The sequence below is a fragment of the Draconibacterium mangrovi genome, assembly GCF_010586825.1.
Taxonomy (GTDB): domain Bacteria; phylum Bacteroidota; class Bacteroidia; order Bacteroidales; family Prolixibacteraceae; genus Draconibacterium; species Draconibacterium mangrovi.
Map to the genome: position 1 here is coordinate 120,810 of NZ_JAAAGB010000009.1, position 23,342 is coordinate 144,151.

Sequence of the window (23,342 nt, forward strand, 5' to 3'; positions counted from 1 at the left end):
CGATGATTTTTTAAAATTTGCAGTTACACTTTTGGGGTCCAGCCTTTTTCGTATTCGCGCCCCCACAATTTCATGGCATCGCGATCGAAAATCCGACCGTTCTCAGGATCTACTTCAAAAGATTTTTTAATTCGATAGCCGATATTGACGTAGTGAGTGAGCATCTGGCTCTTGGCGCCCATTTCTATCGGAGAATTCAGTTTATTTGTTTTTCCCCGGATTGCATCAAAGAAATTAACAATGTGTGCATCGGTCATTGAGCCGCCACCTCCAAGTGCTGTTCCGGCCTCGTCGCCGTCTGACTTATTATTGGATAGCAGTTTCCCTCTGCGATCGTATACTTTGTATCCATTCCGGTCGATAAAAACCGAACCATCAGTACCATAAATAACAGTTCCTCTGTCGCCACCATAAGTTTTATGCGAGTTTCGGCTCTTGCCATCCCAGGCAATTACCTTATCGTCAGGAAAACGAAAAGAGGCATAAGCCGTGTCGTACATTTCCCAGCCATCATTCTTATAATGACGCTTCGCTGCCTGAACGTCAACAAATTCAGGATAATCAACATTCAATGCCCAACGGGCAACATCCAGCTCATGTGTTGCGTTGTTTCCCGATTCGGCTGTTCCCCATTTCCAACCATACCAGTGCCAATTGTAATCCCAGGTATCGTGTTTGTACTCTTCGTGCGGGGCAGGTCCCTGCCAAAGGTCCCAATCCAATCCCTCCGGTACAGGTGCCGGTTTTGGAACAGAAACTTCATTCCTGTTATTTGAATAAAATGCTACAGCTCTGTACACATCTCCAATCCTACCATTGTGAATGTCATTTATAATTGCTTTTGTATAAGCTGAAGAACGCTGTTGGTTTCCCATCTGAATTAACCGGTCGTACTTCTTCTGCAAGGCAACCAAAATCTCGCCTTCCGCAGGATTATGCGTACATGGTTTTTCCAGATAAACATGCTTACCGTGCTCCATGGCCAACCATGCACCAGGTGCATGCCAGTGATCGGGAGTAGCATTAAAAACAGCATCTACTTTTTTGTCCTCCAAAGCAACCCGGATATCGTTAATCAAAATGGCATCGCCCGAAACCTTTCCTTTTAAGTTATGTGCAACCCGTTCGCGTTGCTTTTTCATTACATCACAGATATAAGCTAAGTCAACATTGTTGCTCGAATCCTTCACCATATTGTAATAGGCACTTACCCGGCGTCCGCAGCCCATGAATGCCACTTGCAAACGGTCGTTGGCGCCAATAACCCGTGAATAACTTTTGGCCGACATAGCCATTGCCGAACTTCCTAAAACAACCCCTGTTGTTCCTGCTGCTACATTTCTTAAAAAAATTCTTCTGGATGATCCCATATCTATTCTATTATTATTCTGATAAAAACTCGATCTTCAACAATCACTTGTTTCCCATCTCACGTTTTCAAAAGTATCATCGCAAATATTCTTCTTGAGTTGTTTTTGTTTCATATAGGGTTGTTTTTGTTTCAAATGATTATTTTTGGCAATTCTCAGTAGAAATAATTGACACATCGGAATGCAAAAAACACTTATACGCCTCTTTTTCTTACTCTTAGCAACATTACTGTTTGAAACAAATTCGTCGGGACAATACATCCGTTTCGACCATTTTGATACACGGAGAGGGCTATCTCAAAACAATATCAATGGCTTAATAGTAGATTCTACGGGCTATGTTTGGATGGGAACCATTGAAGGGATTACACGTTTCGATGGAACCAATTTTGATATATTTCGCTCGGTTCCTTTCCAGCCAAACACACTTGAAGGCAACTATATTGAAAAGGTATCATCGTGTCCAAACGGAAATGTTTGGATTCATATTCAGGACAGAGGATTAAATCTTTACGATGCCAAATACGACAACTTTAAAGTATTTCATGATAGTTGTTTTTATCCTGGAGATGCGGTTCATACCACAAGCCTGTTGTCGGCACTGGATACCTTACTGTGGTTTACTGATCCGAACGGACTTTATACCTATAACCTACCCGAAAATAAAACGACAAAACTAAAATCGCCACCCGGAAGAAACTATGTTATTTATACAGGACATAATAACGTTTTGCTTTGGGGGTACGGAGGTATATCTCTTTATTCACTTACTGAAAAAGCAAAAGCTCCGCGGCTAATTATGAAACAGCAGGTTTTTAATATATCCCAGGTCTTTAATGATTCGTTGGTGGTAATAAATACAGGTAATCTTGAAATTCTTAATTTAAAATCCGGCGAAAGAAAACCAATTCCGCACAGCGAGGAACTTGACAGGAATATAAACATCAACGGAATTCTGGCGCTGGCAGCGTATAATAACGAAATTTGGGTTGGGTTAACCACAGGCCTTGTACAAATTATTATGAATGGCGATACTGCAAATCGTGTTTCTAAGTATTCATACGATCCCTTTAGTGAATACTCTTTTCATGGTCAGGATGCCAAAAATTTTGCTTTTGATAAATCGGGTAACTTATGGATTGGAACATCGAAATACGGTGTTAACTTTTACTCAAGAAAAAGAAACCTTTTTAACCATCATCCTATTTCGGTACTTTCAAAGGCAGACCAGGAAATTGATCCAATAAGGGCAATTTGTAAATCTAAGGATGGCAATATCTGGGTTGGCTTCGATCGTTTAGGGTTAGTCCGAATTACACCTGATAATCAACAAGTTTTATATTCCGACATTTATCTCCCCGGAAATACAACGCAAAATCTTGAGAACATCCGCTCAATCTATGAAGATTCAAATGGTAACCTTTGGATTGGCTCCGGCAAAGGATTATGCAGCTATAACCCGGAAAATAACCATATAGAATACACCTTAATTAAATATGGTTGGGAATGGCCGGATGTATGTTATCGTATGCTCGAGTTTACTCCAGGTAAACTTACTGTCACGAATCGGTTCGGAATAGGAATTGTAGATCTTGAAACAGGGACGTTAACAAAACTGAAAATGCCCGAAACCTATATTTCAGCCTCAATCAGAAGTATTGCCAAAGACAAGAATTTAAATTACTGGTTTGTGTCAGGAGACTTGGGGATGTGCAAATTCACACCTCAGGGAATATTAACTTACTACACTTACGAAAAAGATAATTTTACCGACAGCAAACTTTATTCGCTTGAAATAGTGAATGATACAATGTGGATAGGAAGTAACACCGGGTTAATGGCATTTGATTTAACCGAAGAAAAAGTTGTAGCGAGTTATTTCGAATCGGACGGATTATCGAATAATTTGATTTACAGTACCATTCATGCAAATAACGAATTATGGATGAGTACCAACCGCGGAATCAGCCGGCTAAAATTAGGCGACTTTTCAATAGAGAAATACCTTGGAGACGATCTGTTCATGGATGATGCGTTTTATCTCGATCCAAGCGGTAAAATATATTTTGGAGGCTATGATGGGTTTATAAGTTTTATACCGGAAGAAATCACGAATAACACATCGCCTCCAACTCCAATTATAACCGATTTGTATTTGAATAATCATAAAATAAAGGTTGGAGAAAAAATAAAGGATCGTATGATTCTCTCGAATTCAATTGAAAAGCTTAAAACCTTAGAACTTGATTACAGCTCCAGTTCATTTTCACTGGTTTTTGATGCATTTCCCTTTAACTATCCCGACCAAACCATTTTCAGATACCGACTGAGCGGACAATCTGATGACTGGGTTTTGGTACCTCAACAAAGCAACCAGGCCGTGTTCTCAAATCTGTCTCCGAATAACTACACTTTTGAAGTTCAGGCCAGTGAGAACGGAAGAAACTGGAGCGCTGCAAAACAGCTTAACCTTTCTATTATTCCCCCTTTTTATAAAACGTCGTGGTTTAAAGCTTTATTGATATTCTTTATTATCACCATACTGTATGCAATACAACGAATTCGTTTTCATACAATTAAACGTTGGAATATGCAGCTTGAGAAAAAGATAAAAGAACAAACTTTTTCGATAGAAGAACAAAAGAATAAGATTATTGCCCAAAAGGAAAAAATGGTAGCACTTAACCAAAAACTGCACGAAGCAGATCAGGCTAAATTAAGATACTACACCAACCTTTCGCATGAATTCAGAACTCCACTAACAATAATTATGGGTAATATCGATCAGTTAAAAGATCTCGGTGTTAATCAATTCATTCTAAAAAACATCAGGAGAAGTTCTGACAGATTATTTCGCCTGGTGAATCAATTTATCGATCTGCACAAATTTGATCATGGAGAGCTAAAACTACAGGTTTCAAATTTCGATATTGTTTCGTTTACCAAAGAAATTGCAGATACCTTTAATGATTATGCCCAGCGCAAAAACATTACCATTCAATTAATAAAACCACATGAAACCATTCCCCTTTGGCTCGACAAGGATAAGACAGATAAAATAATTTACAACATTTTAACCAACGCCATAAAATACACCAATGAAGGAGGCACGATTTTAATCGACTTTGCAAAACAGGAAAACGGAGTTGAATTAAAAATCACCGACACAGGAATGGGTATTTCAGAAGAAGAACAAAAAAATATTTTTAATCGTTTCTTCAGAAGTGAAAAAATAGATACTTATACCGACGGACACGGAATGGGTTTAACACTTGTTAAGGCTCTGGTTGAAATACAAAAAGGCACAATCACTTGTAAGAGTCAGGAAAACGTAGGAACAACGTTTACAATATTTTTTAAAGATGGGAAACAGCATTTCAAAACATCTGAAATTGTTGACGAAGAATTACTTCCAAACATTAAACAGGTTGAAAAACAGGCAATTATAGAAATCGATCCGGGAAATCCTTCCGGAGAAGAAATATTACTGGTTGAGGATAACCCGGAATTACTCGAATATTTATCATCTCTTTTAGGAAAATATTACAAAATACAGGCTGCCACAAATGGTAAGGAGGCAATCGAAAAATTAAAAACAAGTATTCCTGAGTTGGTTATAACAGACCTAATGATGCCGGTAATGGATGGACTTGCGTTATCAAAAAATATCCGGGAAATGCCCGAAACCCGTTTTATTCCCATTATAATGCTTAGTGCTAAAACCGATGTGTCGTCAAAAATTGAAGGCTACAAAACCAGTATTGATGATTACATTGAGAAACCATTTAACCCAAATCTTTTACTTTCCAGAATAAATAACATCCTGAATAAATACAAGGACATAAGGAAAGATGTTGAACAATTTTCAGCAACCAAAAACGATAGCTGGAGTGAAGATGATAAATCATTCTTCAAGAAGATACTGATCATTCTTGACAGTAATTTTTCTGATCCTGAATTTAATGCTGACACTTTTAGCAGCTTAATTGGGATGAGCCGGGTTACTTTCTACCGGCGAATGAAAAAGCTAAACCAGGAGAATCCCGGAGAATTTATTCGCAAATACCGCTTAAAGAAAGCATCAAATCTGATACAAGAAGGAAGTAAAACAATTAGCGAAATAGCTACAGAAGTAGGATTCCAGAGTCTTCCTCATTTCCGAAAATGTTTTAAAGATGAATATGGCACAACACCATCAGAATACAAAAGTTAGTTTATTAATGATATTAAAATAGCCTGGCTCACGATTTATGCTAACCAGATGGCAGCCTACATTCTCAATGGCAGCGTTGTTAATCGGGATGGCAAACAGTAAAGCGATTACACTTTGTACCACGCATAATTGAGTAATGTGTATCACCGGTACCAACAGGAGCCTCAAAATTCCAGATAACTGATACTTTTGCATGAACACCCTTTAATAAATATGTAAATTCACCATTAGAATATACTTTTAGTTTGTCAACGTCAACATCCTTTTCACGAAAATCAGGATATTACTCTATTTGTGTAACCTTAGTGAACATCTCGTGTGTTAAATCGGTAGTCCAGTGTTTTGCTGAAAGTATCTCAACATCTGTTTTATTTAAGATTATTCCAGGAAATGCTTCCCACTGAATAAGATCAACCAAATGAGTTGTAACAACAACAATGCCTTCGCCTTGTTGTTGGGTATCAAAAAACCATGCTGGTCTTTTAAGCAGCTTGCCAGAAACGCACTTAAAAAAGTGATGAACACTCTCTTTTGTTATCGCAGGCTAATCTTCCGTACCAATTTGCAATGTACCAAAAACCTCTTGTTTTAAGGCCAATTCGCGTTGCAAAATAGCTGTTATCATGTGGCGTTCAGTCATAATATCATACAATAAAACCCCATTATTTTCAGCCACGATAAAAGCTTCTTCAAGTTTCGGAAACTCATCCAGCGAAATCACCATTGGCTTGTCGGCTAAAACATTAATTCCCTCTATAACTGCTTTCAAAATGTACTAGGTTTTTTTATGCATCGTTTCCGGCAGCATTTCGGAAAGGTCGTACGGTGAGTAGGCTATTATATCCAAAGAGTATACTGAGCAGTATGATTTGGTTGTATAAAATCATTCAAACACCTCATTGTTTTCATTGAGAGTTTTTTTTTAATATTGTATACAAGTTCAATTACAGCTTGTCAGTTGCGAAACACTACAAACCTGTCATACAGATAATTAAAATTATTCCAACGCGTTATATTTTTTTATTTCTTAGAAGGAATCTCAAACAATTTCTGCAAATCTTCGCGGCTCATTTTCCAGTATTCAATACGCGGATTCATTTTCACCTTTTCGTTGTACTCATCTATAAATTTCTGATTCAGCTCATCACGGTCCTCGTAATTTGCTCTGAGTTCTTCCAATTGTTTATGAAGATCGGCCTGCACATCGGCATAAGCAGGATCGTTATAAACATCGTGCATTTCATTCGGGTCTTTTTCCAAATCGAACAGCTCCCAATCGTCCATATCATAATAAAAATGAATAAGTTTATACTTATCTGTGGTTATTCCGTAATGACGCATCACATTGTGTTCCGACGGATGCTCGTAGTAATGATAGTAGTGTGCTTTTCGCCAGTTTTCGGGTGTTTCGCCTTTTAATATTGGCAGCAAACTCTGACCCTGCATATCGGCAGGCACTTCACCACCGGCAACATCTATAAGTGTTTCGCCAAAATCAAGATTCGATACCAAGGCGTTGTTCACCGAACCGGCTTCGATGGTTCCCGGCCAGCTGACCAGCAATGGTGTATTTAACGATTCTTTGTACATCCAGCGTTTATCAAACCAACCATGTTCTCCAAGGTAAAACCCCTGATCTGACGAGTAAATCACAATCGTATTCTTATCCAGTCCACTTTCTTTTAAATAATCCAGCACTTTACCTACACTTTTATCCACTGCAGAAATACAGGCCAGGTAATCGCGCATGTAACGCTGAAATTTAAAACGAACCAAATCTATTCCCTGTGGATTTTCCTTTTTGAATGCTTCGTAAATAGGTCCGTAAACTGCATCCCAGGCTTTTAACTGCTCTTCATTCAAGCCTCTTCGTGGCTGATCAGTCATTTTCAGATCCCGGTCCAAAGTCATTACATCGGCAATACTCATGTAATTTAACGATGCAGGTTCCCTTGTTTCATACTCATCAAAAAGTGATTCAGGTTCCGGGAAAGTTGTGTTCTCGTACATCCCCAATTCGTTTGGTCCGGGATCCCATGCGCGGTGCGGAGCTTTGTGCCACATCATTACCATAAATGGCTGTGTTGAATCTTTTACCGACTGTAACCAATTGATGGTTTTATCGGTAATGATCTCAGTGGTGTAACCTTCCATTTGGTACTCACCTTCCTGGTTGATAAACGTGGGGTTGTAATAGGCTCCCTGCCCCGGCAAGATGTCGAAATAATCAAATCCTGTCGGTGTCCCTCCAAGATGAAGTTTACCAATCACAGCTGTTTTATAGCCATTCTTCTGCAGTTCTTTTGGAAACGAATTCTGACTAAAATCAAATTTCGATCCCATTGTATTATCGATAAAACCATTTTGGTGGCTGTACTTTCCAGTAAAAATAGTTGCCCGCGACGGGCCGCAAATCGAATTGGTTACCAAACACTGGTTAAAGCGCATTCCTGCATTCGCAATCCTGTCGATATTTGGCGTTGGCGCCAGATCTGCCAACGGGCCGCCATAAGCACTTATTGCCTGAAAAGCATGGTCATCAGCCATGATAAAAAGAATATTGGGGCGCTGATTTGTTTTTTCTTCGGTGCCGGATTTACACCCTGTCAGAAAGAATGAAAATACCATAAAGCACAGTACTATTCTAAAAAATTTGATTGATTTCATTTTTATTGGATTATAGATTTTTGTGACTTTTGTTTTGCCAAATTAAAGCGTTTCCGCATTTCTTCTATAAGTTTATTCTGATCCGGGTGATCTATTAAATTTTCGAGTTCTTCAGGATCTGATTTATGGTTGTACAATTCTTCGTTACCGCTATTAATATCCTCTCCCCAACGCGTATACCTGTACTTCCCAGAAACCAATGTACCTGCATTTCCCCTGTTGGTAATTGTGAATGCTTCGGCATCATTATCAACCAGGTTCCCTTTTTCAATGTATTTAACAAGACTTTCTCCCTGCAGAATTTCCGGGGCTTTATTAGAATACCCCCCCAATTCAACCAGTGTTGGATACAAATCGATCAACTCGGCTATCGACTCACATTTTACTCCATACGTTTTTTCCATTCCAGGAACTGAAATAACGAGTGGCACCCTTACGGTTCCTTCCCACAAACTGGTTTTTGCCCAGCAATCATGTTCACCCAGGTTGTATCCATGGTCGGAGAGAAAAACGACAATGGTATTTTTACGCAAATCCAGCTGATCCATTGTATTTAAAAGCCGCCCGATCTGTTCGTCCATAAACTTAACACTAGCCATGTAAGCACTTATGGTTTTCTTTTTTTGAAGTTCGTCCATTCCCCAGATTTTGTCATTTTGTCGTACCAGCGCCTCTTTTGGAACATTATCTCCTACTACAACCGGAGGAAGAACACTCTCTTCGTCGGGATAATTTGCAAAACAGCTTTCAGTAGAAATCAAAGGGACATGCGGTCTCACAAATCCTACAGCCAGGAAAAATGGTGCATCAGGTTTTATCTTTACCTTGTTTGTGGCTCCGCTTGCAACTTTTTTTGCACGACTCTCAAGAATGGCAATTGCCTGATTGGCTGCTAAATAATCGGTTTGGAAATACCGGAGCGAATCGGGTAAAATTAGGCGCGCAAAATTTGATCCGTAATGTAGGTTTTTGGGTGAAAGTAATTCCAACTCTCCGGGACTGAGCGTTTCGGGTCCCATAACATTAAAGGCGTAGTCCCAGGATTCGGGCTCGTCTCCTCCGGGTTCACCACGTTCAATTCCGCCGGGTACACCCATATGAAATATCTTTGAAACACGTGCTGTAAAATAGCCTTGCTCCCTGAAGAAACCAGCCATTGAAGGATGATCTTTCAGTGCCGGATTGATTTTTTTATAACTCCCGGGAGTGTCATCATTACCCAAAACACCATTGGTAGCCGGATACAAACCACTCATAATTGAAGCCCGCGAAGGTCCGCAAAGCGGATACTGGCAGTAGGCACGAGTGAACATTACTCCTTCTTTTGCCAGCCTATCGAGATTTGGAGTGTGTTCATCAATCCCCAAATACGGACCAATCCTTGTGTTTAAATCATCTGAAAATATCAGAAGGATATTGGGCTGAGCATTTATAAACATTGGAGCCAAAATCAATAGTAGTAAAAAGAAATACCTCGAAAGCGAGGTATTTCCTTTTTGGTATAATTGGTTTAGATTAAACAAAGCCATTGTCTTTAATTATTGTTGCGGTTTCTTTGTTGTTCCTGATGGTCGAGATATGCTTTCAGGTATTTTTGATCCAGCTCATCGCTATCGCCGTACTTGGAGCGAGTTTCAGTAAGCTTTTCGTGAAGCATCTTTTGCACATCGGCATACGTCGGATCATCGTAAATATTATGCATTTCCCGGGGATCTTTTTCCAAATCGTACATTTCCCATTCATCTACATCGTAATAAAAATGCATCAGTTTATACCTGCTTGTTGCCACTCCGTAATGGCGTTTTACCATATGTACAGCCGGGTATTCGTAGTATGTGTAGTAAATAGCGTCGCGGAACTCAGAAGTTTCGCCACTAACCAACCGGCGGAATGACTCGCCTTGCATACCGGCAGGAACTTCAATACCGGCATAATCCAGAAAAGTAGGTGCAAAATCGAGGTTTTGTACCAGGTTGTCGATCTTAGTTCCGGGCTTAATTTCATTGGGATAGCGAACAATCAATGGGGTTCGCAATGACTCTTCGTACATAAAACGTTTATCAAACCATCCATGTTCGCCGAGGTAAAACCCCTGATCGGAAGTGTACACAACAATTGTATTTTTATCCAGACCTGTTTCTTTAAGGTAGTCGAGCAGTTCTCCAACACCATCATCAACTGATTTTATGCAACGCAGATAGTCTTTTATGTAGCGGTTAAATTTCCATTTTGCCAGCTCTTCGCCTTCCGGTTTATTTTTCAAAAATTCCTGATTTTCACTTTCGTAAGCTGCCATCCAGTTTGCACGTTGTTCCTCGTTCATTCGCTTTAGGTCCGGAACAAAGTTGGTGCTGTCGCCATTAGGATCGACAATAAATTTGAAATCGTGCCCCCACATCATATCACGGTTGATTTCCATTTCCTGTTCTTTTGCCGCCGAACCACGATCCGAATAATCGTCGAAGAAAGTTTCCGGTAATTCGAATGTTTTATCGTCGTAAAGATTTACATATTCCGGGGCAGGAAGCCAGTTGCGGTGTGGGGCTTTTTGATGATACAATAGACAGAAAGGTTTATCCTGATCGCGTTTATTTTTTAACCAATCAAGTGCTGTTTCAGTAATGATATCGGTTACATAACCTTCTTTTCGAACGCGTTCTCCTTCAATCAGGAAATCGGGATTGTAGTATTGCCCTTGTCCTGGTAAAACCATTGAAAAATCAAATCCCTGGGGAATTCCGTCAAGGTGGATCTTCCCGATCATTGCAGTTTGGTAACCATTGGACTGAAGTATTTTAGGGAAATTAGACTGATCCCAGTTAAAGGCCTGTACATTATCCACTTTCCCGTTAATAAAACTGTGTTTACCTGTTAAAAGCACAGCTCTGCTTGGCGCGCATAATGAATTTGTTACGCAAGCACGGGTAAAAATAGCTCCCTCGTTTGCTAACCTATCGATGTTAGGCGTTTCGTTTAATCCATAACCGTAGGCACTAATGGCCTGGTAGGCATGGTCATCGCTCATGATGTAGATAATATTGGGATGCTGCGAAGATTCCTCACTCTTAGAGGGTGCACATGAGAGAACTGCCGTACCCAACACTAAAAAGGCAATAAACAATTGAAATTCTCTGATCATAACATATATTTTAAAGTATTCGGTAATATAAGCCGATATTTCAAGCTATAAAGGGATAGCTTTCAGATAAACCGAAAGCTACCCTCTAATTTTAACTAACTAAACTATACTATTCCCATCCGGGATTTTGTACCAATAATGGATTAGCATCCAATTCTGTCTGTGGAATTGGCATTAAATTCATAGCATCCTTGAAATTATCTTTTATTTGTAATTTCTGTGCTGCTTCAAACGAATCAGTGAATTGACTTTCATTTTCAGCATGTTCAAACATTCTTTCTTTTAGAATATCCCAACGAACCAGGTCAAACCAACGTTTACCTTCATGCACGAGTTCCATCCAGCGTTCTCTCCTGATCCATTCAGTAAGGTTCTCTTTCGTTTTATCTCCGGTTAAAATTCCCTCCGGATCGTCTTGATATGCCCTGTTGCGTACGCGTTGAAGATGGGTATATGCCGCATCAGGATCACCACTTTCATTTAAAGCTTCAGCATAAAGTAAAAGTGCATCTACGTATCGCAGAACAAACATGTTTACTGCTGAGTTTGGCGCATTAAACTCATTCTCATCCCATGCTTTAGTAAAAATTGGCAGGTCTACATAGTAGATTGTTGGATCAATAGGACTGGTAAACTCTTTACTGAAGAAAACAAATTTTCGTTGATCTTTATCACTATACTGAGCATATAGTTCTTCAATAGGTATATCAGCCTCGTTCATTTGGTTTCGCCCTGGTATTTGCTGTGTTTTATAGGTAGCCTGAAGTGCATATTTAGGGCCTGATAGCTGCATATCACCATTTCCATTTGATGGAGGCGAATCAAACTGTACCGAAAAAACACACTCTTTACCATTTTCTGTGGCAACCCTGTAATTGTCTTTTACATCGTCCCACAAACCGTAACCATAACTTCCCTCGTTGTTCACGACTGCGCCGAGCTCGGTTACGGCAGCGTTCCAGTTTTTCATGGTTACGTAAACATATCCTAGCAGTACTGAGGCAGCACCCGAAGTTGCTCTGCCAACATCTGACCCACTATAGCTTTTAGGTAAAGCTTTTGCATCGTTAAGGTCGGAAATAATTTGTGCATAAACATCAGCAAGCGGCATACGGGCAGTAACCGTTTCGTCAACCGATGTGGATAATGGTAAAGGAACATCGCCAAATGCGCGTACAAGATTGAAATAGTACAATGCCCTCAAAAATTTAGCCTCATTGATTAACCTGGTTTTCAAGGTTTCATCCATTTCGATATTCGGAACTTGTTCCAGTGCATTATTTGCCCTGAAAATTCCGGCGTAACTATCTCTCCAAAAGTTATTAATAAAGGTATTATTAGGAGTGTAACGCATGTACTCAAGGTTTTGTAAGTATTGGTTAGGCATACCACGGCCATTTTTTTCATCATCAACCGGGAGGTCGAAAACCAAAAACATTAGTCTTTCATACAAACTGTATAAGCCATTATAAATTGAGGTAACTGAAGCAACTGCGCCCGACTCGTCGGTGTATACATTGCTAACTACATACCTGTCAACAGGATTCTCTTCGAGAAAATCGCTACATGAATTGAAAAGAGTTGCAGGTATAAGTATTAATAGGATGCATATAATTTTTTTCATTTTTCAAGTTTTAAATGTTAAAAATCAATTTGTACTCCAAACATTACTGTTTTGGATTGCGGATAAGTACTGTAATCTTCACCCATAGTAAGATTCGAAGCACCATGCAAACTAACTTCAGGATCGAAGCCTGAGTAGTTAGTGAACGTAATAAAGTTGTTCAGCGAGGAGTACAAGTATAGGCGGTCAGCAAATTTCACCATACTTTTTGGGAAAGTATATCCAAGCACAATGTTCTTTATTTTCAGATATGAGCCATCTTCGATGTAATAGTCATTGAAAACGATCTGGCGGTTGGTACTGGCCAGCGGAAGTTCATTGCTTGGATTTTCAGGAGTCCATCGGTTCACCATTTCTGCATAAACATTTTGCCCTCCGGTAGGCAGGGTTAATTGTGTTTTATCAAAATTCAGGATATCGTTTCCAACCGACCATTGCATAAATATGCTGAGCTTGAAATTTTTATATGAAAAATTATTATTCATACCTCCAATAAAATCGGGTAAAGCATTTCCAATAACCTGTCTGTCGGCATTATCTACCACGCCATCTGGCGCTCCGGTGTATTTGCCGTCGTCAGGATTATCATCTTCACTTGAAACATCCTTATATTTTCTTCTACCCGGTCCTACCTGACTAATTGTTTGGTTTAAGGTTTCTCCTTCCTGAATGATACCATCAAATTGCCATCCGTAGAAAGCACCGATGGATTCTCCTACAAATATTCGTCTCGACCAAGGATCGATTTTTAAGTGTCCCTGGTCTACACCGACATCTTTATACAGAACACCTGCAAGACTAAGAACCTTATTCCGGTTAAGAGATAGGTTAAAATCTGTATCCCATTTTAGCTCTCCTTTCAGGATATCACCTCTTATCTCCAGTTCGAAACCCTGGTTTTGCATGCTTCCAATATTGTTTAAGTAGGTAGTAAAACCGGTTGTGTAAGGAACCTGCTCACTGTAAAGCATTTCTGTAGTTTTCTTATAATAATAATCGAGCGTTAATCCCAATCGGTTATCAAAGAATGCAACATCTATTCCGGCATCGAACTGGGCTGTTTTTTCCCATTGAAGATCGGCATTTGCAATTTTGTTCGGGCTAACACCAGTAGCCAACGATCCATCTCCGAACGTATAGGTTTGGGTTCCGGTTGTTGGTAATGAGTTATACAGACCAATTTCCTGATTACCTGTATAACCAAAACTTGCACGTAATTTCAGGTATGAAAACAGGTTAAGATCTTGAATAAATTGTTCTTCACTGGCACGCCAGGCTACAGATCCGGATGGGAAAAAAGCATACTTGTTATTTTCTCCAAACCGGGAAGATCCATCAGTACGCCCCGCGATAGAAGCAAGATATTTTCCCTTGTATGAATAGTTTACACGGGCAAGATAAGATATTAGACCCCATCTTGTTTTTCCAGATTCCGGGCTATTGTACGTTTCGGCACCCTGAAGACTGTTTTCTTGCAAAATATCATTGGTAAATCCCTGAGAAGAACCGGAAACGTATTCAAAAATATTTTCCTGGAAAGTGGCTCCAACAACAGCACTAAGCGAATGATCGCCAAATTCGTTTATATAACTTAAAGTATTCTCGTTTAACCAGTTTTGGTTTAAGTTATACCTGATGGTCCCACTTCCGTTTGATCCCTGGCCTTCGTTTGTATTGCTCGGAAGGTAGGTATCGTTTTTAACATTTGAAATATCTGCTCCTCCTTTAATCTTTGCAGTTAAGTTTGGCGTGAGTTTAAATTCTAAAAATATATCTCCGAGTATACCGTTTCGTTGTGTTTGCCGAACTACTTCATTCATTGTAGCTACCGGATTGTTAATGATAATACCATCGTTAACCAAGGTATATTCACTGGCACTTGAACTCGGAAGGAAAGAGTACCCCTGCCCCGAATATATTGGCAGTATTGGACTAAATTGAGTGGCACCGTTTACAACACCTAATCCATCAACGTTTTGTTGATTGGAAAAAATCCTGAATGCAGAAATATGAGTACCTGCTTTAAGCCAGCTATTCATTTGGCGGGTAAGATTAATTCTGGATGAAAAGCGTTCAAAATCTGTGCTTTTTATAATTCCGTCTTGTTTGGTATAACCACCGGTAATCGCATAACTCGTTTTTCTGTCACCACCAGTAAACGATATATTGTATTCCTGCGTAGGGGCCACCTCGAAGACTTCGTCTTGCCAATTTGTTCCTAATTCCGGATTGTTTTTTATTTCTTCCAAATCGGCTGAAGAATAAATCGGAGCACTACCCTCATTGGTATAGGCCTCATTTTTTAATACGGCATATTGGTATGCATCCATTACATCCATCTTTTTAGTAACACTCTGAAATCCGTAATTGGCAGAGAATGAAATTTTGTCATTTCCAACAGTACCCGATTTTGTTGTGATAAGAATTACACCATTTGCAGCTCTTGCTCCGTAAATTGATGTTGCGGATGCATCTTTTAATATTTCAATGCTTTCAATATCGTTTGGATTGATATTCGCGATACCACTAATATTTGACGAACCAGCTGCCGTTCCGGCATTTCCGCTTCCTGCTCCAGCATAAATTGGGAAACCATCAACAACATACAGCGGTTCGTTAGCACCTTGCAACGATGTTGTACCACGAACCCTAACGGCAGGTGCCGATCCGGGAACTCCAGATGACTGAGTTACCTGGACTCCCGCTGCCCGTCCGGCCAGAGCCTGATCTATCGATTGCATTTTCACGTTTTCAAGATCTTCCGTTTTAACCGATGTAACTGATCCCGTTAAATCACTCTTTTTAATGGTTCCATAACCAATCGCTACCACTTCGTCGATTCCTATGGCGTCTTCTTCCATGGTTACATTGATCTGGGCTTGATTATCTACGGTAATTTCCTGCATTTTCATTCCTACAAACGAGAATTTCAATACCGCATCATCCGGGACTTCAGGAATTAAATACACACCATCAATATCAGTAATCGTTCCCAAAGTGGTTCCTTTAATAATTACTGTTACCCCTGGTAGTGGGCTTCCGGATCTATCTATTACTTTTCCGCTTACAGATCCTTGTTGGGGAGCTATAAAGGTCTCATCGGATAAAAGCTCCGGTGTTGCCAAAACAATTATCCGGTCCTTGATAGTGTACTCCACATCAGTACCATAAAAAATAGAGTTTAAAACATCATCAATCTTTTTATCATCAACTTCCACAGATACTACTCTGTCTGCATCAATGACTTTGCTGCTGTACATAAAGTAGAATTCGCTCTGATCTTCGATAGCTCCAAGAACTTCTTTTACTGTTGAATTTTCAATTGACAGGCTTAGCTTTTTAGTTTGGGAATAGGTTTTGCCGGCAAAGGCAGTAACCACTGAAATTAGGATGAGTAAGTTAGTTAGTTTCATTATCATCATAAGTTTCTTAAATCCAGGAGATATTCCATTCCTGAACGTACACGTTATATTTTTCATAAATTTGCGTTGATTAGTTTGTAACTACCCTATACCGTCATATAGGGTTAAAAATTTAATCTCGACAGGGAAGTGTTGGCGCATTTCCCTGTTTTTTTAATTTAGGTTTTCCATAGGCAAAATGTTCTTTTAGTTAGATTTAATTAGTTATTATTTCTTATCTAATATTATCCTTTGTTTTGAATAAGTTCCATCCGGATTCTTCTCTCTTTTCAGAATGGAATACTTAATCGGGCTGGCAAGTGTCATTAAGTCCAGAATCTGATAAAGAGGCTCATCAATTAAGGTTACCGTATAATTGTAATCCATTATCGATTCTTTCACGATTATCTCCACGTTAAACATTCGGCTCAATTTATCTGCGACTTCGGTTATTGGTGTCTCCTCAAATATTGTTACTCCATCAATCCAGGCAATAAACTTATTTACTTCACCTGTTGAGGTTTTTATTGTGCCATCACTTATATTAAAATCGGTATGTTGTCCGGGAATCATGACTCCTAATTCCTCATTGGTTTTAGCATTTTCAATTCGCACTTTGCCTTTTACTAATGTTGTCTCAATAATATTTTGGTTGTTATACGCTGATACATTAAAGGATGTTCCCAGGACCGCCACGTTTAAAAACTCCGTTTTTACGATGAAAGGCATATCTTCTTTGTGCGTTACTTCGAAAAAGGCTTCACCGGTTAAAGTAACCTCCCTGCTATCACCATTAAAAATCTGTGGGTATTTAATCTTACTTCCCGAATTTAAATGTATTACGGTACTATCAGAAAGCTGAACAACTGTTCTAGATCCCATTGGAGCTATAACTTCTAAAGAATCAGTTATATTCCGAAAGTCATTTTGTGCTATTTTGTTTCGCTCAGAAATGGTGTAAGAAAAAAGTAATAGAACCGGAATCAACAGAATCACTGCAACCCGGGAAATCAATCTAATAACCTTTGAATAATTCCACTTTTCGTTGTGTGTTTGCAAATATCTTGTGTTATCCGATTCAATTTCATTTAGAATATTATCAAATATTGAATCTATTCTTTGATCATCAATCTCAACATTATCACATGCCGATTTCCAACACTCGATAACCTCATCTTTTGCATCTTCGCTCCATTGCTTACTTTTCACCCAACGGATTACTTCTTCCAATTCAGCAGGAGAACATTGATTATTTAAATATTTAACTATTAGCTCCTTATTCATCTTTTTCAATTGCTAAAACTCTTTCTTTTATTCAACAAGTAGATATGTACTGAATAACCATTTTATGCTTGTTTACTATGTAATACGTTTAAACCTGTATAAGGGAGTATGCTCTGGCAAAAGAATTATAAAAAAAGGTGCATAAACAGGAGGGCTGCAAACATGTTGTTTTGCATATTCGTTTTCAAATATGACAAGGTGTTTGCCATATGTTTTTTTACTGTAGTAGCCGATATATTTAATTTTTCACCAATCTCCTGATATGTTAATCCGGATTCTCTACTTAACTTATAAATCTCTTTTTGTCGTGGAGTCAAGGCATCAATTAAATAACTAACCTGCTCTTTTAAATCATTAAATTGAATTTCATCAATCAGTTCAGGAGTCTTTTTCTCTTTTTGTAATGCAAATAGGTGCTCCAGATATTTTTTTTCATTTATACGCTTTCGGAACAAGCTGATTGTTGAATTATAAGCGATAGTAAACAAGAAGGATTCAAATGATGAATAGGCGTCAATTGTTCTCCTTTTTTCCCATATTTTAACAAAGACTTCCTGAACGATTTCTTCCGTATCCGATTCCTGTTTTATAAAACGGAAAACAAAACTGTACAAGCGTTTACTATAACGTTCATAAAGATTATAGAATGCAACTTTATCGTCCTGTTTAAGTCGCAATAACAGTTCAGTATTGGTTTTATTAGTTTTCATTCATTTAGGCACACACAAAATATGAATTTAATGTTATATAAAAAAGTGAATTTCAAAGCCTTCTCTTAACTCCTCCAAAAGACATGTTTCGTTGGGATCAATTCTGTTGTGAAGGATGTTATTAGTAGGTCTATTATTGACAAAGAAGAGCCTTGTTAATATGAATTCGTTCCATGTTGTAGTCAAACGCCTCATTGTTTTAGTACGGAGGATCCTCATTATGTATCCAAGTTCATATACGTGAGGTAAACAAAAGATCTAGAATTATGGAGTTGTGGAAACTGCCCTACTCTATCGTATTGATTATGTATACATTAAAAAACGATTTAAAAACGGGCAACCTACTCTAACAGGAAGTAAAATTCACAACTAATAGTAAAACCCAGGGGCACAATCCAAGATATTTTTAAAACGACAAAAGCGCCTAAATCAAAAATTTAAGCGCTTTTATTTTGCAATTGTATTTATGAAAGAACCAAACTTTATAAAGTAATGGTCATTATCGAATGAGGTAAACTTTCAAGATCGGTTGATTTGCCATTTATCAGCAATTGGTAGTTGAATTTTTCTTCTGATCGGTTTAGTACAACAACAGCAATTGACCCATCAGGATTTACAAAAGCAGTTGCCTGCAAATCGGTGCGACTTGATGATGTTGCAATTCTACGTGCTCCTTCTTTTACAAACTTTGAAAAATGCCCTATGTAATAGTAGCTGTTGGTATAAATTAACTCGCCGGTTTGCGTATTGGCGTGTATGGGCGCAAAACATAAGTTACCAACATGGTTTGGACCGCCGTTTTCGTCCAGCAGGATGTTCCAGTCGGTCCATGCAACGGTTCCGCTGTTAAAATCATTCAGCATCGAGTAGCCATAACGTTCGCCCAAAGCCCAGTCGTTAACCCGGTTTATATCAAACGCTTCAACACAACCTTCTGTAAAAATGAGTTTTGTATCCGGGAAAGCATCGTTTACAAGTTTTGTGTTTTCAAACTGCATATCGCCACCGGTCCAGGGTTCGTACCAGTGAAAACCAATTCCCCAAACATACTTTGCAGCTTCCGGATCGCTTAAAATAGTGGTAGCACGCTGATAAACCTGGTCGCGGTTATGGTCCCAGGCGATTAGTTTTTTATCGCCCATTCCATTACTGTGCAAAGTCGGACCAAGATATTTCTTTATAAAATCGCGTTCCTCATCGGCAGTGTACACGCATGATTCCCAACGTTGAACAGCCATCGGTTCGTTTTGTACCGAAAGGCCCCAAACCGGAATATCGCGTTTCTCGTACTCTTCGATAAACTTTACGTAATACTCTGCCCATGCGGGTTTAAACTGTTCCAGCAGTTTTCCTCCCTGCAAAACGTTATTATTGCTTTTCATCCAGGCCGGAGGGCTCCACGGGCTAACAAATATTTTTAGTTCGCCACCTGCCGCTTCAATTGTTTCTTTAATAAACGGAATTCGGTATTGTTCGTCGTGCTGAACACTAAAAGTAGTCAGCAACGAATCGTTCTCCTCCACGTAGTTGTAAGATGCGCTTGAAAAATCGCAACTGGCAATATTTGTGCGTGAAAAGTTATAGCCAATTCCTTTTTCCTGGTCGAAAAAGGCAGTAAGGATTTCCTGACGAATATTTCGTGGCATTTTATAAAATGTTTCGGCCGAAGCATCGGTTAAAGCAGCTCCTATACCTTCGATGGTTTGAAACTTCTTTGCCGGATCAATCAGAACAAAAGGCTGTGTTTCCAAAGGCTGGCCGGCTACCTGCAGACTGAATTCACCAATTGCATCTAAGCGAAGATTGGTATCTTTTGCGGTTACATACACGTTTACTTTTTCGGGATTTACAACTACCGGTGGCTGCTCCACTTCTTTATTCACTTCCTTGTTCGTGCATCCGGCAATAAATAAACCCGATACAGCAACAACACCAACCACCGTTTTCAAAATATTCTTCATGATCATCTTCATTTTCTTCGTTCAACATTCTTTTCAGAAATGCCAAAAACGTCTAACAAAAAAGGCTGTGAGACCTCCCAATATGGGAAGCCCACAACCTTTTATATATCTACCTTTTCTCTCTTATTTTTTTGTAACTGTTAAAACTGCCTGATCGTTTCCTGCCGAAAGATCAACCGTAAATACATAAGTTGCACCATCTTCCAGGGTCACTCCATCAACCAAACCAAGGTTACCACTGTCGCGGCCATTTGTACCGTCGCCAATGAATACGATGTCGCTTGTTGTTGAAATGGCGTCTCCTCCAAATTCTCCGCCCCAGCCTTTTTGGTGGAAGAATTTAAAGTTAATTCCGCCGGTACTGATATTTGTACCTCCAACTACAGTCAACTGGTATTTTTTGTCGCCAATTGGAGCCATACACAATGCATTGTCAGGACTCCAGCCCACAGTCTTATCAGCAAACGATGGTTTTCCAACATTCTCGCCAATCACCCAAACGGCACCTGTTCCGTCAGCATTTAAAACAGCGGGTGTGTTGCCATCCAAAGCCTCTATTCTGAAATAGTTCAACTCCAGATTAGCCGTTACACGGTATTTTCCTGTGATAGGAACAAAAGTGTAAAGCCCGGCTTCCTGCGTGGCCAGATAATCAGCATCGATCCACCAGTCGGCAATATTTCCCAAACCTTGAATACTTACCTCCTGCCCTTGCGTCAGCTCAACATCAAGTTGATAATTGTTTTTATCAACCATGTTCATGTTCTCTCCGTTAAGCAGGATTTCGAAGAATGGCCCGGCCTCGTATGTTTTGGTATTAAATGTTACCGAGTAAGTTCCACCCACAGGGCTTACAAAGGGGATATATGTAGAAACCCCGTTTGTAACCGCACCCGCTTCCCAACCAAATACGATTTCAGTCCCTTTATCATCAACCACCGGCGTTTTAATGTAGGCCGACAAATCGGTTGACGGGAATGCTTCCGTAGCCGCATACTCATTTGCTTCGCCGGTCGGCAACATAGGGTACGTCGCGTTTTCGCTTACCAAAATAAGGTAAGGGTATTGCGCACGCGTAATCGGCACATCAAAAGTTTCAATACTGCTATTCATTGTTGTGTTGAGCAATACAAACTTCAATGTGGCTGTACCATCAGGAATATCTTTCTCAAAAGGAATTTCTATTGTACCTGAATATTCACCATTTTCTTTTGTGCGAATTGTCGTTCTTTCCACCTCTTCTTCGCCAAAATAAAGAATGGCAGTTAGTGTCGATAGCGAAATTTCGTCGCTAACCGAAACAGTAAACGGAAGTACATCTCCGAAATGTACATCGGAGAATTGGTTCTCAATTTCCATAACGGGATTTCCCGCCGGTTCGATTTCGCTGATATCGTCGGAGCACGACAAAACAGCCAAACCCAAAATGCTTAATATGAAATATTTTAAGTTCTTCATTGCGTTAGTTTTTATTTTTTCCATTGGTATGAAATAACCGATTTAGCAGGCACTTCGTAACTGAAGTGATTGGTGCCATCGTCGAGTGTTATCATTTTTGAAGCCGAATTGCTGTTTAATAAAACCACAGCATAAGTTCCGTCGGTGTTTTCGAATGCCGAGTAGTAAAATCCGGCATCAGAAAAACCCGAAGTGCCGATACGCACCGCACCGGGCTTAACTACCGACGATAAATGGCCGACGATGTAATAGTGCGAATTACGTGTAATTGATGAATAGTTGGCTCTGTCGATATCCACCGCGCCATAGCAAGTCTGGCATCCGCCGTCGCGGTTGGGGCCTCTGTCGCTATCAAGCATCAGATTCCACACAATTACTCCTTTACACCAGTTATTTACGGTTCCCAGTGCCACTTCGCGCATGTCTTCAATTAAACGATTTTGCAGGTTGCGGCCATCATTCCAGGTACCGATAGATGTTTCGGTGAATATTAATCCTCTTTCAGGATTTTTTGCATGTATATCAAGCAATTCATCCTTGTTTCCACCATAATTGTGATAAGCTGCTCCCGCCACAAGATCTTCGTCGATACCAGCATTGTAAATTTTCACCGGGTAATCATTCTGCTCACCCATGTTGTCGTAGTTGTAATTGTGGTCGAACAAATAAATTTTAGTGTTCAGTGATGCGGCTTTAAAAGCAGGCACCAGGTTGTTTTTTACAAAATCAAGTTGTTCTTCCCAGCCCATATATAACGATGCTGAATTACCTCTGTTAAGCGGTTCGTTTTGTGGCGTAACCGAGTAAATATCGATTCCGTATTCCTTTAAAACCTGAATCCACTTTACAAAATACGTGGCATAATCGGCATAATACGCCGGATTTAACTGACCGCTTGTCCACGAGTTGAAGGGTTGCAAATCGGTAAGATTATTCACCTTCATCCAGCGAGGGCACGTCCATGGCGATCCCAAAATTTTAAGATCAGGATTAATGGCCTGAATTTCCTGTAAAATCGGAAGCACGTAATCGGTTTCTTCCGAAGTGAGACCGAAGTTTTCAATTCCTTTGGTATCGCAACAGGTGTATTCGCTCAACGAAAAGTCGGAACAACCGATGGAAATACGAACGTAACTGTAACCCATTCCCTCTGTTGGCGAGAAGGTTTCTTTCAGAAACTTCTCCCGGTTATCTTCTGTCATCTGTAACAGGTTATAACAGGTTGAGCCTGTAATTGCCGCTCCAAAACCATCCATGGTCTGGTACCGTGTTTCAGGCTCCAGGTTAATGGTTGATGGCGACATATTGCTTTTATCGCTAAAGTCAACCGCTTTTGTGGCAAAATCCTGCGAGCGAGTATTGGTAGTTATGTAAAGCGTAACATCTCCTGTTTCCGGTTCCGGTTGCTCAGGTTCTTCAATGTCTCCACTGTTATCATCGCTACAGGCTACAAAACCACAGCAAAGCAGCGCTATCAGCAAGATAAATTTTGTATCGAATAATTTCCTCATCGTA

The 23,342-nt window shown here is 39.7% G+C and carries 13 protein-coding genes and 1 pseudogene; 1 reads left to right on the plus strand and 13 read right to left on the minus strand.

Going from position 1 to position 23,342, the window contains the following annotated elements; all coding sequences use genetic code 11:
- Nucleotides 1–23: 23 nt before the first annotated feature.
- Complete coding sequence (locus tag G4420_RS19120) at nucleotides 24–1,370, minus strand: Gfo/Idh/MocA family protein (RefSeq protein ID WP_163325551.1); 1,347 nt, start codon at nucleotides 1,368–1,370, stop codon at nucleotides 24–26.
- Nucleotides 1,371–1,551: 181 nt separating this feature from the next.
- Between G4420_RS19120 and G4420_RS19125 the strand changes: the two genes are divergently transcribed.
- On the plus strand, nucleotides 1,552–5,583 hold the full coding sequence (locus G4420_RS19125; RefSeq protein ID WP_163325552.1) for a hybrid sensor histidine kinase/response regulator transcription factor: 4,032 nt from the start codon (nucleotides 1,552–1,554) through the stop codon (nucleotides 5,581–5,583).
- 79 nt (nucleotides 5,584–5,662) lie between these two features.
- Here G4420_RS19125 and G4420_RS23620 read toward each other — a convergent pair.
- From G4420_RS23620 to G4420_RS19180, 12 genes and pseudogenes are all read right to left on the minus strand, one after another.
- Nucleotides 5,663–6,121, minus strand: a pseudogene (locus G4420_RS23620) (putative oxidoreductase C-terminal domain-containing protein).
- 6 nt (nucleotides 6,122–6,127) lie between these two features.
- Entirely contained in the window at nucleotides 6,128–6,352 is a 225-nt protein-coding gene (locus G4420_RS23305) for a hypothetical protein (RefSeq protein WP_204273752.1), read from the minus strand.
- Nucleotides 6,353–6,603: 251 nt separating this feature from the next.
- Nucleotides 6,604–8,250 (minus strand): sulfatase family protein, encoded by a 1,647-nt coding sequence (locus G4420_RS19135; protein ID WP_163325553.1) that lies wholly within the window; start codon nucleotides 8,248–8,250, stop codon nucleotides 6,604–6,606.
- A 2-nt stretch (nucleotides 8,251–8,252) separates the two neighbouring features.
- Nucleotides 8,253–9,779 (minus strand): sulfatase, encoded by a 1,527-nt coding sequence (locus G4420_RS19140; RefSeq protein ID WP_204273753.1) that lies wholly within the window; start codon nucleotides 9,777–9,779, stop codon nucleotides 8,253–8,255.
- Between the two features lie 5 nt (nucleotides 9,780–9,784).
- The gene (locus tag G4420_RS19145) at nucleotides 9,785–11,389 is read right to left on the minus strand and encodes a sulfatase family protein (protein WP_163325554.1); all 1,605 of its coding nucleotides are present in this window, start codon (nucleotides 11,387–11,389) and stop codon (nucleotides 9,785–9,787) included.
- Nucleotides 11,390–11,498: 109 nt separating this feature from the next.
- Entirely contained in the window at nucleotides 11,499–13,013 is a 1,515-nt protein-coding gene (locus tag G4420_RS19150; protein ID WP_163325555.1) for a RagB/SusD family nutrient uptake outer membrane protein, read from the minus strand.
- A 17-nt stretch (nucleotides 13,014–13,030) separates the two neighbouring features.
- Complete coding sequence (locus G4420_RS19155; RefSeq protein WP_163325556.1) at nucleotides 13,031–16,426, minus strand: TonB-dependent receptor; 3,396 nt, start codon at nucleotides 16,424–16,426, stop codon at nucleotides 13,031–13,033.
- Nucleotides 16,427–16,642: 216 nt separating this feature from the next.
- Nucleotides 16,643–17,698: a FecR family protein gene (locus G4420_RS19160; RefSeq protein ID WP_163325557.1), complete on the minus strand. Its 1,056-nt coding sequence runs from the start codon at nucleotides 17,696–17,698 to the stop codon at nucleotides 16,643–16,645.
- A 125-nt stretch (nucleotides 17,699–17,823) separates the two neighbouring features.
- The gene (locus tag G4420_RS19165; protein WP_163325558.1) at nucleotides 17,824–18,408 is read right to left on the minus strand and encodes an RNA polymerase sigma factor; all 585 of its coding nucleotides are present in this window, start codon (nucleotides 18,406–18,408) and stop codon (nucleotides 17,824–17,826) included.
- Between the two features lie 482 nt (nucleotides 18,409–18,890).
- A complete protein-coding gene (locus G4420_RS19170; protein ID WP_163325559.1) occupies nucleotides 18,891–20,369 on the minus strand; it encodes a glycoside hydrolase family 30 protein in 1,479 nt (492 codons plus the stop codon).
- A 123-nt stretch (nucleotides 20,370–20,492) separates the two neighbouring features.
- Nucleotides 20,493–21,827: a DUF5121 domain-containing protein gene (locus tag G4420_RS19175; RefSeq protein WP_163325560.1), complete on the minus strand. Its 1,335-nt coding sequence runs from the start codon at nucleotides 21,825–21,827 to the stop codon at nucleotides 20,493–20,495.
- Nucleotides 21,828–21,838: 11 nt separating this feature from the next.
- Nucleotides 21,839–23,338 carry a glycoside hydrolase family 30 protein gene (locus G4420_RS19180; RefSeq protein ID WP_163325561.1) on the minus strand — a complete coding sequence of 500 codons (1,500 nt, stop codon included), beginning with the start codon at nucleotides 23,336–23,338 and terminating at the stop codon, nucleotides 21,839–21,841.
- Nucleotides 23,339–23,342 lie beyond the last annotated feature (4 nt).